This is a genomic window from Streptomyces sp. NPDC015171 (assembly GCF_043079545.1).
GTDB lineage: Bacteria > Actinomycetota > Actinomycetes > Streptomycetales > Streptomycetaceae > Streptomyces.
The window spans coordinates 586,191-599,894 of sequence record NZ_JBIBUO010000003.1 but is presented as its reverse complement, the minus strand read 5'-3'; the positions used below and the strand labels follow the sequence as shown (position 1 = coordinate 599,894).

Sequence of the window (13,704 nt, the reverse complement as noted above, 5' to 3'; positions counted from 1 at the left end):
GCTCCGGGTCGGACAGCGGTCGAGGGCCGGGGAGGCGGACCAGCCGTAGGCGGCGCGAGGTCCGGTTACCTGACGCTGCTCCTGCGGCGCACCGCCACCAGCACCAGGCCGCCGAGCACCGTCGCGCCCACCGCTCCGGCGGCCAGCAGCGGCATGCCGTCGCTGGTGCCGGTGCTCGCGAGGATGCCGCCGGACGCGGAACCGGACGCGGTGGACGCCGCGGACCCGGTGGCCGCCGAACCCGATGTGCCCGTGGCGCCGGAAGTCCCCGTCGTCCCCGTCGTGCCGGTGCCGCCGGTACCGCCGGTACCGCCGGTCGACTGGCCGTGCGGGTCGTTGCCCTGGCCCTCCGTGCCGGAGCCACCGCTGCCGGTGTCCCCGCCGGACGCGGTGCCGCCGGTCGTGGTGCCTCCCGTCGCGGTGCCGCCGGTCGTGGTCCCGCCGGCGGTGCTCGTGCCCGGGTCGCCGCCGTCCGCCACGTCGACGAACAGGTAGGCGGTGTCGTTCGCCCGGTTCTTGTCGAACTCGGGGTGGATGCCGTAGACGGAGCTGGCCGTCACCTCGCCCTTGGTGTCCTTCGCCGTCTTCCCGATCTCCAGGACGAAGGTGTAGTCGAGGCGCTGGTCGACGTCGATGGTGTGGCTGCCGGGCGAGCACACGTACCGCGCGTGGCCCGGCTCGGACGGCCCGGTCGGCCCGTCGGTCCCGAACGGCGCGCAGTCCGCGGGCACCTCCTCGGCGACGGTCCCCGCGGGGATGCGCACCATGAGGGCCGGCTGGTCGTCGCTGTCCTGGTTCTGGATCCAGCCGGGGCCGTCGTTGCGCAGCGTCGCGGTGACGGTCACCCGGCTGCCGGGCACGCCCTCCGCCAGGTCGCCCTCGGCCGCGAGGTCGGCCGTGCTGTCCGCGGTGAGGTTGAGCTTGCGGTAGCTGTCGTCGAACCCCTCCCCCGGCGCCTCGCCGGTGGGGCTCGTGCCGTACTCGACGGACTCCATCAGGGCCTGGGGCAGGGCCTTGAACCGTACGGGCGTGGTGATCGAGGCGTCGGGCTCGATCACCGTGTCCAGCTCGCACAGCGCCTGGCGGACGTGGTCGGCGCCGGTCGTGTAGGTGCAGCCGGCAGCCCGCTCGGTGAAGTCCAGCCCGCGGGTGAGCCGGATCCGGAAGGTGACGCCGTCCGCGGGCGCCGTGCCCTTGTTGGTGACGGTGACCGAGTGGTCGTAGACCTCGCCCGGCTCGGGGGAGGCGCCCGGCAGGGTGGAGACCACCAGGTCGGGAGCGGCATCCTCGGCGTGTGCCACGGGGGCGGCGAAGGCGGGAACGCCGATGCCGATCGCCGCGGCGGCCACGGCTGCCGCCGTGGAACGGAGGGGTGAGCGCACGGGGGGTCTCCTCGTCGTCCTGCACATGTGCATGCACATCGGTCCGGGTAAAGGGCGGCGACCGGGCCGCGTGAGCCCGGTCGTCATGTGCTGGACATATGAGAGGCACCAGAGGTTGTAGTGGGTCCGGCGGCAACCCGCCGGCCGTGCACGCTCAGGCGGCGGCGCCGATGGTGACCCGCACGTGCTTCATCAGCGGCTGGTCGCTCTGGGTGCTGTAGTCGCAGAGCGCGATCAGCACGTTCATCTCCGGCATGTAGCCGGCCGCGCAGCCGCGGGGCATGTCGTACGGGACGGCCAGGTAGCCGTTGAGGGAGCGGGTGCTGCCGTCCCTGGCCGTGCTGGTGATGTCCACCGGATCGAACTCGGCGATGCCGCGCTCGCGCATGTCGTCCTCGTTCATGAAGACGAGCGTGCGCAGGTTCCTGATCCCCCGGTAGCGGTCGTTGTCCGAGTAGATCGTGGTGTTCCACTGGTCGTGGGAGCGCATCGTGCCGAGCGCCAGGGTGCCGGGCGCGGGGACGACGTCGGGCAGCGGGGCGTCGGAGAACTCCGCGCGTCCCGACGGGGTGAGGAAGACCAGTTCGCGTGCGGGCTGTTTGATGCGGAAGCCCAGCGGCAGCCGGACCCGGCGGTTGAAGTCCTCGAAACCGTCCAGGACCTGGGCCATGGTGTCGCGGATGCGGTCGTAGTCCTCGATGTACCACTCCCACGGGGTGGCGCTGTCCGGGAGGGCCGCGCGTGCCATGCCGGCGATGATGGCGGGCTCGGACAGCAGGTGCCGGGAGGCGGGGCGCTTCATGCCGACGGACAGGTGCACCATGCTCATCGAGTCCTCGACCGAGGTGCTCTGGATGCCGGCGCGCTGGTGGTCCTTCTCGGTACGGCCGAGGCAGGGCAGGATGAGCGCCCGGCGGCCGTGGACCAGGTGGCTGCGGTTCAGCTTGGTGCTGACCTGGACGGTCAGGTCGCAGGAGCGCAGCGCCTCGTAGGTGAGCGGGGTGTCGGGGGCGGCGAGGGCGAAGTTGCCGCCCATGCCGATGAAGACCTTCACCTCGCCGCGCCGCATCGCCGCGATGGCGCCGACGGTGTCGAGGCCGTGCTCGCGCGGCGGATCGATCTCGCAGACCCGGGCGAGCCGCTCCAGGAACTCCTCGGCCGGGCGGTGGTCGATTCCGCAGGTGCGGTTGCCCTGCACGTTGCTGTGTCCGCGCACCGGCGAGGGCCCCGCGCCCTCCCGGCCCAGATTGCCGCGCAGCAGCAGGAGGTTGACGATCTCCCGTACGGTGTCGACGCCGTGCTCGTGCTGGCTGACGCCGAGACACCAGCTGACGATGCTGCGGTCGGCGTCCCGGTAGACGCGGGCCGCCTTGAGGATGTCGGCGCGGCCGAGGCCGCACTGGCGCTCGATCTCCTCCCAGGGTGTCGCCTCGCACAGCTTGCGGTAGTCCTCGAAGCCGGCGGTGTGGCGGTCGATGAACTCCTGGTCCAGTGCCTTGGGGTCGGTCACGGACTGCTCCAGCACGGCCTTGGCCATGCCCCGCAGCAGCGCCATGTCCCCGCCGACGCGCACCTGGAGGTTCAGGGTGCTGGTGGGGGTGGAGTGGCAGACGGCCATGTCCCGGAAGTCGTGCGGGATGATGGCACGCCGGGCCGCCGCCTCCACCAGCGGGTTGATGTGGACGACCTGGGCTCCGCGCTTGTACGCCTCGGCCAGGGCGGTGAGCATCCGGGGCGCGTTGGAGGCGGCGTTGACGCCCATGATGAACAGGGCGTCGGTGGCCTCCCAGTCCTTGAGGTCGACCGTGCCCTTGCCGGTGCCGAGGGATGCCTGAAGGGCGCGTCCGCTGGCCTCGTGGCACATGTTGGAGCAGTCGGGCAGGTTGTTCGTGCCCAGTTCCCGGGCCATCAGCTGGTACAGGAAGGTGGCTTCGTTGCCGAGCCGCCCGGAGGTGTAGTAGGCGGCCCGGTTCGGGTCGTCCAGTTCCCGCAGTGTCCGGCCGACCAGTTCGAACGCGTCCCGCCAGCTGACCGGGACGTAGTGGTCGGTGTCCGGGTCGTACACCATGGGCTCGGTGAGCCTGCCCTGGTCCTCGAGGGCGAAGTCGGTCCACTCGGACAGTTCGCTCACCGAGTGGGCGGCGAAGAACTCGCGGCCGACCCGTTTGCGGGTCATCTCCCAGGTGACGTGTTTGATCCCGTTCTCGCAGATGTCCAGGTGCAGGCCCTTGGTGTCGTCGGGCCAGGCGCATCCGGGGCAGTCGAAGCCGCCGTTCTCGTGGTTCATCTTCACGATGGCCCGGGGCCCGTCGACCAGGACGCCCTCGCGCACCACGAACCTGGTCACGCTCTTGGCGGCGCCCCAGCCGGCGGCGGGGTGACGGTACGGGTGGAAGCTGGGACCCCCGGCGGGGACGGGCCCCACCCGGGGCTCCACCTGTTCCACCAGTTCCGGCTCCACCGGTTCCGGCTCCACCGGTTCCGGCTCCACCGGTTCCGGCTCCACCGGTTCCGGCTCGTCGTGGGAGGTGCTCACGGCTCTCTCGCCGCCCTTTCGCCGTCCGTCCCCGGAGGGGGCCCGTATGCGGGACCGTCGCGGGAACGGGATCCTCCGGGATCCTTGTGGGGGGCCGCGAGGCCGCCGTCCGGGTCAGGACTGCGGGCGCTTCCCGTGGTTGGCCGCGTGCTTGCGCCGCGACTTCTTCTTCCGGCGTCGCTTCGAGGACATGCACACCTCCGCACAGCCGTCGATGGCACACCACCGACCTCACAGACAGGGACATAAGCACACTATCCCCGCACTTCGCTCCGCTCCACCGCAGACCATGAGGGCAAGCCGCCCGCTCCGGGGCGGAGGTCGACCTGCGCCAGGAGGGCCATCAGCCCGCACAAGGGGACCGATCAGCCTGCGCGAGGGGAGCCATAAGCCCGCTTATGATACGAATTGCCGGATCCTCAGACCCGGTCCGGCGCCCGTCCGTCACAGTCGCAGTCGCAGTCGCAGTCGCAGAGGAGGAGACGACATGACCGGTGATCCGGAGCCCATCAGCGCCCAGGCCCGTCGTGCGCTGGAAAAGGAGCTGTCCGACCTCGGGGACGAGCGCCGGCTGGTCGCCGGCACCCTCCACGACAGCACGTCGGTGGGTGACCAGGCCGATCAGGCGGACGAGTTGCTCCGCGCCGACCAGCTGGAACGCCTGGACCGGCGCATCGAGGACATCACCGTGCGGCTCCGCCAGGCGGGCGTGGCGGGCCCCGCACCCACCGATGTGGTCGGTGTGGGCAGTTCGGTCACCGTCCGCTTCCCGGACGGCACGACGGAGACCCTCCAGGTCGGCGAGGTCGCCGAGGCGCTGGACGAGACGCTGGTCACCGCCGACAGCCCGCTCGGCCACGCGCTGCTCGGCCACCGGTCCGGGGACACGGTCCACTACGTCACCCCGGACGGCCCGGCGACGGCGGTCGTGGTGGCGATCGGGTCGGCTCAGTCCTTGTCGTAACGTCAGTCCTCGTCGTAACGGGTCGGCGGGGCTCAGTCCTCGTCGTAGCGGGTCGGCGGGGCTCAGTCCTCGTCGTAGCGGGTCGGTGGGTAGGGGTCCCTGTCCTTGCGCGGCGCGTTCCCGGTGCGCAGGTCGCCGCGGGCCGCCTCGCGGTCGATGTCGGCGCGCTCCTCCTCGTACACGGCGTCGGGGTCCTCCCGCCGTCCGGTGGACAGGCCGGCCTCGCGCTGATCCTCGCGCGTCCGCGCGTCCAGCTCCGCGTCGTCGGGCCGGCGCGGCATGCCCCGCCCGTGACCGGTGTCGGGGTCTCCCTCGACCTGCTTGTTGGACTTGTGGTGGTGGTGCGCCATGGTGTCCTCCCGTGGCCGCTACTTCGACGGTTCCGGGGCTCCCGCGCCGGAGGGGGTTCCGGAGTCCGGCGTGGCTCCGGTGTCCGACGCCGTCTCGGCGTCCTTCTTCAGCACCGAACAGTGCAGCGAGTCGTGCTGCACGTCGGCGACGATGGTGTCGCCGGGCCCGGCCTCGCCGCCGAGCAGGAGGTCGGCGATGCGGTTGTCGAGTTCCGCCTGGATGGTGCGGCGCAGCGGGCGGGCACCGAACTCCGGCTGGTGGCCGTGGGCGATGAGCAGCTTCTTCGCCGCCTCCGTGACCTCCAGGCGCATGCCCTGGGCGTGCACCCGGCGCTTGCTCTGGTCCAGCAGGTGGTCCACGATCTGCCCCAGATCGTCCTCGGTCAGACCGTGGAAGATGATGATGTCGTCGATCCGGTTGAGGAACTCCGGCAGGAACCGGGCGCGCAGGTCCCCCATCAGCTCGTCCTTCAGCTCGGACACATCGCCCTTGTGGTCCAGGATGCGGTGCGCGCCGATGTTGGACGTCATGATGATGACGCAGTGCCGGAAGTCCACGGTGCGGCCCTGGGCGTCGGTCAGCCGTCCGTCGTCCAGGATCTGCAGCAGCGTGTTGAACACGTCGGGGTGGGCTTTCTCCACCTCGTCGAAGAGCACCACGCTGTAGGGCTGGCGGCGGACCTTCTCGGTGAGCTGGCCCGCTTCCTCGTAGCCGACGTATCCGGGAGGCGCACCGACCAGGCGGGCCACGGTGTGCTTCTCCTGGAACTCGCTCATGTCGAAGCGGATCATGCGGTCCTCGTCGCCGAACAGCAGGGCGGCGAGGGTCTTGGCGAGTTCGGTCTTGCCCACACCGGTCGGGCCGAGGAACAGGAAGGAGCCCACGGGCCGGTTCGGGTCGCCCATGCCGGCGCGGTTGCGGCGTACCGCCTGGGAGACCGCGGTGACCGCCTCGTCCTGGCCGACGATCCGCGCGTGCATCTCCTCCTCCAGCCTGAGGAGTTTCTCCTTCTCGCTGGCGGTGAGCTGGGAGACCGGGATCCCGGTGCGGCGGGAGACGACGTCGGCGATGTCGGCGGCCGTGACGGAGACGACGCCCTCGCGGCGCTCCTCGATGCCGGCGAGTTCGCCCTCCGCCTCGGCGATCTCCCGTTTCACCTCCGAGGCCTTCTCGAAATCCTCGGCGGACACGGCCTGGTCGAGTTCCCGCCGCAGCTTGGCGATCCGGTCCTCGCGGCTGACGATCTCGGTGGAGCGCCCCGCGCTGCGCAGCCGTACCCGGGCGCCGGCCTGGTCCAGCACGTCGATCGCCTTGTCGGGCAGGAAGCGGTCACTGATGTACCGGTCGGACAGCTCCGCCGCCGCGACCAGCGCGGCATCGTCGAAGCGGACCTGGTGGTGAGCCTCGTAGGCGTCGCGCAGCCCTTCGAGGATCTGCACCGTCTCCTCGACGCTGGGCTCCGGGACCAGCACCGGCTGGAACCTGCGCTCCAGGGCGGCGTCCTTCTCCACGTACTTGCGGTACTCGTCGATGGTCGTGGCGCCCACGACATGGAGTTCCCCGCGCGCGAGGGCGGGCTTGAGCATGTTGCCCGCGTCCATGGAACCCTCGCCGGTGGCACCGGCGCCGACGACCGTGTGCAGCTCGTCGATGAACAGGATGATGTCGCCGCTGGCCGCCTGGACGTCCTCGATGACCTTCTTCAGCCGTTCCTCGAACTGTCCCCGGTACTGGGCGCCCGCCACCATGCCCGACAGGTCCAGCGAGAAGACCCGCTTGTCCTTCAGGGTGTCGGGGACCTCGCCGGCCACGATGCGCTGGGCGAGTCCCTCCACGATGGCGGTCTTGCCGACCCCGGGCTCGCCGATCAGCACGGGGTTGTTCTTGGAGCGCCGCGAGAGGATCTCGACGGTCTGCTCGATCTCCTCGGACCGGCCGACCACCGGGTCGAGCTTGCCGGCCTTCGCCTCCTCCGTCAGGTCACGGCCGAACTCGTCCAGGGTCGTGGCCGGCTGCTTGCGTTCGGCGGGGGAGCTTTCGGCGCGCGCCGCCGCCTGTTCGGTGAGGCTCGCCAGACGCTTGGTGTCCATGCCCTCGGCCCGCAGCATCCGGGCAGCACCCGTGTCGCTGTCGCCGATCAGGGCGCTGAGAATGTGCTCGGGGCCGATGTAGGACACGCCGGACGCCTGGGACTGCGCGTAGGCGGTGCCGAGCGTGCGCTTGGCCGCCGGGGTGAGGCCCGGCTGCGCGGAGGGCTCGCCGGACTCCCGGGGCAGGATCTTGGCCAGTTCGGCCGCGAGCGAATCGGGGTCCACGCCCACCTGGGACAGCAGCCGGCGCGAGGGGTCGACCTGGGTGGCCGCCCAGAGCAGATGCTCGGTGTCGAGGTCGGAGGTGCCGTCCTCCAGGGCCCGCCGCGCGGCCAGATTGAGCAGTTCCTGCGACGACTCCGTCAGCAGCCGTCCGATGGGTACGCGCTGCACGGCGGGTGGCGATGACGCCGGTGACATTCCGAAGAAACGATTCAGCAACTCACTGAACGGGTCCGACGAACCGAACGGTGCACCGAACGACATCGACATGACAGCTCCAGGCGCGCGAGGGGAGGGCAATCCGTGACAGCAAGCCGTGACATCCGTGGCGGGTCTCCGTGCCGGGCGACCGTGCCGGGCCACCGCGAGGGGCAGCGGCATCAGAGGCCGGTAACGGAAAGTGTCGGCCGGAAAGAGGTCGGTGACGCGGAGGATCCATGGCGCGGAAGGCCGACGATCCGCGAGGGGTCAGTAATCACTCAACCCCGGTGCGGACGGCATCGCAAGCGGAAGGAGCGGGCGGGAGATCGTCCAGGAAGGTCACGGTCGGCACATGGAACAGACAGCCCGTGACCGCGACCGAGTAGTCGAGAATACGGTCGTGCTGTCCCGGTTTCCGGCCGAGGAACATGTTCCTCAGCATCTCCTCCGTGACGTCCGGAGTGCGGGCGTAGCCGATGAAATAGGTACCGAACTCGCCCTGCGCGATGCTGCCGAACGGCATGTTCTCCCGTACGATCTTGTGCTCGTTCCCGTGCGCGTCGGTGATGGTGTTGAGCGCGACGTGGGAATCCGCGGGCTTCATGTCGTCGGGGAATTCCACATTGGCCAGCTTGGAGCGCCCGATGACCCGTTCCTGCTCGGCGGACGACAGGGCGTCCCAGGCCGTCATGTCGTGCAGGTACTTCTGCACGATCACATAGCTGCCGCCGGTGAATTCCGGGTCCTCGTCCCCGACGAACACCGCGTCCGTCGCCGTGCGCCCCTCGGGGTTCTCGCTGCCGTCCACGAACCCGAGCAGATCGCGCTCGTCGAAGAATTTGAAGCCGTGTACCTCGTCGACCACCGTGACCGCCCCGTCGAGCCGTTCGCTCAGCAGCCGGGCCAGTTCGAAACAGAGATCCATACGGTGGGAACGGACGTGGAAGAGGAGGTCGCCCGGGGTGCCGGGGGCCTGGTGGCGGGGGCCCGCCAGTGCCGCGAAGGCGTGCAGCTGCCGTGGCCTCGGCCCGCTGAACAGCCGGTCCCAGGCGGCGGAGCCGATGCCGACGACACAGCTCAGCTCCGCGGCGGGCTCCCGGAAGGCGACCGAGCGGCGCAGCCCGGAGACGTCCTCCAGCAGATCGCGGACCGTGTCCTCGCCGCCGGGGTCGATCGTCATGACGAGGAAGACGGCGGCCCTGGCGGGCGGTACCACGACGGGCTGCGGCTCGAACACGGGCGTCTGCCTCCAGAGAAGTCCGTCCTGCGCGTCCTGCGCCCAGCATGTCCCGGTTCAGCGCGCTCGGCAGTTCGTGAGCGCCATGCGGGCGCCGCACGGAGAACTTCCGCACGGTCCCGCTGTACCGGGAGCGGTACGTGCTGCTGGTGCCGACCGCCGTACAGGGGCGGCAGGTGCTGGAGAGCTGTTCGCGCGGGCGGGGCCGGCCCGGTGCCCCGGCTGGAGACCGACTCGGTGGCGGCGTTGTTCGCGCACGTCCGCACCGGTCGCCGGGCGGGCGTGCGTCCCGCGCGCCTGGCCGCACGTGTTCGACGGGTGTCGGCGCTGGTCGAGCCCGCAGCGGTGGTCCCCGTGGGGCTGTTGTTGCCCGCGGGGAACCGGGCCAGTGCTTTCCATCCGACCGCCGAGCGGAGCCCGGCCCGCCGATGTGCGGGGGGGGTGCGGCACCGGCGCTCCCGGGAAAGCCAGGAATTCCGTCTCGCCGCCGCACCGCCGAGCGCCCGGCATCTCTCCTGGCCCCGGGGCGTCGGTAAACCCGGCCCGTCCCGGCACATGCCGTTTCTTCGACTTCCCCAGACGTCGGGGACACAGGGCACCACGTCCGGCTGAGCGTCGTCGGCGCGATCCCGCCCTGACCGCTTAGCGTGGTGTCATGCGCCACGAGGTGACCGACGCCGACACCGCGGTGCGGGAGGGCAGCGGTGATGTGCCCATGCTCGCGACGCCCCGGCTGATCGCATGGATGGAGGCGGCGACCGTACGCGCCGCGGTCCCGTATCTCGGTGCGGGGCAGACCAGTGTGGGGACCGCCGTCCGCGTCGAGCATCTGCGCGCCACCCGGGTGGGCGGTGCGGTCGAGGTGACCGCCGAACCGCGCTCGGCTCCGACGCTGGGGCGGCTCACCTTCGCGGTGCGGGCCGTCGACGGCGCCGGCCGGACGGTCGCGTCGGGCGAGATCGAGCGCGCGGTCGTCGACCGGGAGCGGTTCCTCGCGCCGCCGCCCGAAGCCGGGGCGGACGTCTGAGCGGGGCGGCTGAGCGCGGCGGTTCACACCGGGGTGTGCCCCTGAAGGTACGCGCGCACGGTCCCCGGCAAGGGCAGTCCGACGGTCTCCGCTATGGGCGCCCAGCGCAGTTGGTCCGCCGTCAGACGGCCGCCGTCCGACGGTGACTCGCTCAGCAGCTGGCACACGACGGCCGTCTCCCGCGCCGCCCGGCCCGGCTCGAGCGGTTCGGTGCCGTCGACGAGGTATCCGGTGGTCTCGTAGACGATCCGGGCCGCGGTGGCCGGGGCCGTCTCGGCCGGTACCGGGGTGCCCGAGGGCAGCCCCCAGCCGTCCGCCTCCGGTATCAGCAGCAGTCGCCCGTCGTACACGACGACCGCTCGCACCACGCCCTCGGCCTGCTCCAGTGTCATCCGGCCCATCACCCCTCCCAGGCACCTCAGCCCTACCCAGGGACACGCGGGTGATGCGTCGTACGGCGGCGGGCGCCGCTACTTGGGGAGCTGGGCCAGGAACTCCTGCGGGGTGAGGGTGGGACCGCCGTCGGCCTTGACCACGGGGACGACGGTGTCGTCGTACCAGACGACCGGCGTGCCGACGACGCCGAAGGAGCCGAAGTTCCCTGCCGTTTCGCCGGCCCAGGTCAGGTAGGCGCCGTCGGCGACCTTGCGGTCGAAGTCCGCCGAGCGCAGTCCGTCGACCCGGCCGGCCAGCGACAGCAGCACCGAGGTGTCGGCGAAGCGGTCCTCGCCGGGCGGGAAGGGCTGCGCCTCGAACAGCACCCCGAGGTAGTCGAGGAACTGCCGCTGCCCGGCGTCGCTCGCCGCGCCGAGCGCGCTCAGCGCCTGCCGGGAACCGCTGCCGCCGACGGTGTCGTCGAGTGTCGCCGCGAAGTGGAACCTGAGCACGAACGCGCCGTCGTCGGCACCCTGGCGCAGGGTCGCGAGCAGGCTCTCGGCCATGCGTCCGCTCGCCCGGTCGCGCAGTTCGAGGAAGACCTGGAGCACGTGCGGTGCGTCCGGGTCGCCGTAGTACACGGTGGTGCCGTCAGCGCCCGTCGTGTTCGCGGGAATCATGTTCCGAGCTTGGCACACCCGCCCGCGCTCCACGAGCGGGGCGGGCGGACGGTCAGTACAGCACCGGCAGGTCCCCGGGGCGGACCCGCAGCGTGACCGGCAGGGTGGCCTCCACCTCGCCGTCGGCGCCGTACGGGACCGGGCGGTCGGCCTCGATGCGCAGTTCCCGGCCGCGCAGGACGCGCACCTCGGGGCGGCGGACGTGGACCCCGGTCTTCAGCTCGTTCATCAGGGTGAAGAACAGCCGGCGCGGGGCCTCGCGGATCATCACGATGTCCAGCAGCCCGTCGTCGACGCGCGCCCCGGGGGCGATGAGCCGGCCGGAGCCGTAGTAGGGGGAGTTGGCCGCGACGACGGTGTAGCCGCGGTGGGTGTGTTCCACGCCGTCGACGGTGACGCGGTAGTCGGCCGCCCGCCAGGAGGTGACGGCGCGCAGGCCGCCCGCGTAGTAGGAGGCGGCGCCGCGCAGCAGCCGGGCGTTGTTGGCATGCCGGTTGGCCAGCGCGTCGACACCGGCGTACACGCTGCCCAGGACCACCGTGCGGGGGTGGACGGCCGACTCCACCTCGATGGTGTCGACGGGCCGGGGCCCGGCGTGCAGCAGGATGTCCGCGAGCGGCTCGGGGTCGGCCGGCAGATGGAGCGCGCGGGCGAAGTCGTTGCCGCGCCCCGCGGGGACGAGACCCAGGACGGTGCCGGTGCCGCTGAGCGCTCCGCCGATGCCGCCGGCGATGCCGTCGCCGCCCACGGCCAGGACGATCCGGCCCTGCTCGCCCGCCTTGCGGGCGATGTCCTGGGCGTGGGCGAGGCTGTGGCTGTACTCGGTCTCCAGCCCGGCGCCGGCCGCGCGGAGCAGCCGGGCCAGCTGGAGCAGGGTCGCCGCCCCGGTGGAGCCGCCCGCGGTGGGGTTGACGACGGCGGTGAACTGGCGCATCGGTGTGCCTCCGAGGCAGGCGGTCGGGTCGGTCGGTCGGTCGGGATGTCGGCGGTCGGGCGGGGTCAGTCGGCGGGCAGCAGGACACCGGGGTTGAGCAGGCCCTCGGGGTCCAGGCGGTCCTTGACGGCGCGCAGGGCCGAGACGGCGAGCGGGCCGGCCTCACGGACGTACCAGTCGCGGTGGTCGGTGCCGACCCCGTGATGATGGGAGATGGTGCCCCCGGCGGCAAGCACGGCCTCGTTGGCGGCATGCTTGGCGGGCGTCCAGTGGGCCACCGGGTCCTCGCCCTGGGCGCTGACGACGGTGAAGTACAGCGAGGCGCCGTTCTCGTACACATGGGAGATGTGGCACATCACCAGGGGCGGGGTGCCGGCCTGGGTGAGGGTGTCGGTGAGGGCGGTGCGGACGGCGGTGTACAGCTCGGGGACGCGGGACCAGAAGGCCGCGGTCTCCAGTGTCTCGGCGAACGCGCCCACGTCGAGCAGGGCGTCGCGCAGATAGGGCGCGGAGTAGCGGCCGTGCGCCCAGCGGTCGCCGGGTTCGGTGCCGATCAGGGTGCCGCCGCAGGCCGTCAGGACGGCCGCGGCCCGCTCGCGGCGGTACGCGGTGTCCTCGGCCGTGCCCTCGTAGCCGGCGATCGCCTGGCAGCCCGCGCCGCCCTGCGTCAGGTCGGCGCCGATCGCGTCGGGCTGGGCGAGGCCGATGAGCGTCTCGGTCTCGTCGGACAGGCGCAGCACGGTCGGCCGGGGCCCGTCCTGGGCGAGCCGGCGCAGCGCGGCGGCGCCCTGCTCGAAGGAGTCGAACCGCCAGCCCTCGTACACGCGCACCTCGGGCAGGGGGCGGATCCGTACGGTGACGGAGGTGATGACGCCGAAGGCGCCCTCCGAGCCGAGGATCAGCTGGCGCAGGTCCGGGCCGGCGGCGGAGCGGGGGGCGCGGCCGGTCTCGACGGTGCCCTCGGGGGTGGCGAGGGTGAGGCCGAGGACCATCTCGTCGAAGCGGCCGTATCCGGCGGACGCCTGCCCGCTGGAGCGGGCCGCGGCGAAGCCGCCGATGGTGGCCCACTCGAAGGACTGCGGGAAGTGGCCGAGGGTGAAACCGTGCTCGGCGAGCAGGGCTTCGGCCTCCGGGGCGCGCAGTCCCGGCTGGAGGACGGCGGTGCGGGAGACCGGGTCCAGGTCCAGCAGTCCGCTCAGGCGGCGCAGGTCGAGGGCGATGAACGCGCCGCGCTGCGGGGCGAGTCCGCCGACGACCGAGGTGCCGCCGCCGAAGGGGGCGACGGCCAGGCCGTGCGCGGCGCAGGCGCGAAGTACGGCGAGGACCTCGTCGTGGGTGGCGGGCAGCACCACGGCGGCGGGGACGTCGCTGACGTCGCCGGCGCGGATGCGCAGCAGGTCGGGGGTGGACTTGCCGCGCGTGTGCCGCACGCGGCTCTCGGTGTCCGTACGGACGTGCTCGTCGCCGCCGACGACCTCGGCGAGCGCCTTCAGGGCGACGGGGCCGGCCGCGGTGGCGGGCAGGACGAGGTCCGCCAGGTCCAGCGCGGGGGTGGTCCGCGGCTTGACGCCGAGCAGGTCGCGCAGCAGTCCGGTCACCGTCTCGGGCAGCGGTGCCGCCTTCGCCGGGTCGCCCCAGCCGTTCCACAGCATGTCCATTGAACGGTCGTCCTCACAGGTCGGTGTGCTCGGTCCGCGCGGCCCGG

General features: G+C 72.1%; 12 protein-coding genes. 2 read left to right on the top strand and 10 right to left on the bottom strand.

Annotated elements, in window-relative coordinates:
* Nucleotides 1-65: 65 nt before the first annotated feature.
* From ACF073_RS10825 to ACF073_RS10815, 3 genes are all read right to left on the bottom strand, one after another.
* On the bottom strand, nt 66-1,382 hold the full coding sequence (locus ACF073_RS10825) for a hypothetical protein (RefSeq protein WP_392068434.1): 1,317 nt from the start codon (nt 1,380-1,382) through the stop codon (nt 66-68).
* Nucleotides 1,383-1,536: 154 nt separating this feature from the next.
* Entirely contained in the window at nt 1,537-3,819 is a 2,283-nt protein-coding gene (locus tag ACF073_RS10820) for an FdhF/YdeP family oxidoreductase (protein ID WP_392068929.1), read from the bottom strand.
* 213 nt (nt 3,820-4,032) lie between these two features.
* On the bottom strand, nt 4,033-4,110 hold the full coding sequence (locus ACF073_RS10815) for a 50S ribosomal protein bL37 (RefSeq protein WP_373287922.1): 78 nt from the start codon (nt 4,108-4,110) through the stop codon (nt 4,033-4,035).
* A 295-nt stretch (nt 4,111-4,405) separates the two neighbouring features.
* On the opposite strand from ACF073_RS10815, the gene ACF073_RS10810 reads away from it, so the two are divergent.
* Nucleotides 4,406-4,882 carry a GreA/GreB family elongation factor gene (locus tag ACF073_RS10810; RefSeq protein ID WP_392068433.1) on the top strand — a complete coding sequence of 159 codons (477 nt, stop codon included), beginning with the start codon at nt 4,406-4,408 and terminating at the stop codon, nt 4,880-4,882.
* A 62-nt stretch (nt 4,883-4,944) separates the two neighbouring features.
* Here ACF073_RS10810 and ACF073_RS10805 read toward each other — a convergent pair whose 3' ends face one another.
* The 3 genes from ACF073_RS10805 to ACF073_RS10795 form a co-directional block, all read right to left on the bottom strand.
* Nucleotides 4,945-5,232, bottom strand: coding sequence for a hypothetical protein (locus ACF073_RS10805; RefSeq protein WP_392068946.1), 288 nt, complete (start codon nt 5,230-5,232; stop codon nt 4,945-4,947).
* 18 nt (nt 5,233-5,250) lie between these two features.
* Complete coding sequence (locus ACF073_RS10800; RefSeq protein WP_392068431.1) at nt 5,251-7,815, bottom strand: ATP-dependent Clp protease ATP-binding subunit; 2,565 nt, start codon at nt 7,813-7,815, stop codon at nt 5,251-5,253.
* A gap of 205 nt (nt 7,816-8,020) precedes the next feature.
* Nucleotides 8,021-8,983 (bottom strand): Dyp-type peroxidase, encoded by a 963-nt coding sequence (locus ACF073_RS10795; protein WP_392068429.1) that lies wholly within the window; start codon nt 8,981-8,983, stop codon nt 8,021-8,023.
* A 655-nt stretch (nt 8,984-9,638) separates the two neighbouring features.
* Here ACF073_RS10795 and ACF073_RS10790 point away from each other — a divergent pair.
* Nucleotides 9,639-10,010 (top strand): thioesterase family protein, encoded by a 372-nt coding sequence (locus ACF073_RS10790; protein WP_392068428.1) that lies wholly within the window; start codon nt 9,639-9,641, stop codon nt 10,008-10,010.
* Between the two features lie 23 nt (nt 10,011-10,033).
* Here the strand turns inward: ACF073_RS10790 and ACF073_RS10785 are convergent, their stop codons facing one another.
* The 4 genes from ACF073_RS10785 to ACF073_RS10770 all read right to left on the bottom strand — a co-directional run bounded on the left by ACF073_RS10785 (nt 10,034) and on the right by ACF073_RS10770 (nt 13,657).
* Complete coding sequence (locus tag ACF073_RS10785) at nt 10,034-10,411, bottom strand: NUDIX domain-containing protein (RefSeq protein WP_392068426.1); 378 nt, start codon at nt 10,409-10,411, stop codon at nt 10,034-10,036.
* A 69-nt stretch (nt 10,412-10,480) separates the two neighbouring features.
* Nucleotides 10,481-11,065 (bottom strand): thioredoxin domain-containing protein, encoded by a 585-nt coding sequence (locus ACF073_RS10780; RefSeq protein WP_392068424.1) that lies wholly within the window; start codon nt 11,063-11,065, stop codon nt 10,481-10,483.
* A 52-nt stretch (nt 11,066-11,117) separates the two neighbouring features.
* Nucleotides 11,118-11,999: a diacylglycerol kinase family protein gene (locus ACF073_RS10775; protein ID WP_392068421.1), complete on the bottom strand. Its 882-nt coding sequence runs from the start codon at nt 11,997-11,999 to the stop codon at nt 11,118-11,120.
* A gap of 65 nt (nt 12,000-12,064) precedes the next feature.
* Entirely contained in the window at nt 12,065-13,657 is a 1,593-nt protein-coding gene (locus ACF073_RS10770; protein ID WP_392068419.1) for an FAD-binding oxidoreductase, read from the bottom strand.
* Between the last annotated feature and the right edge of the window lie 47 nt (nt 13,658-13,704).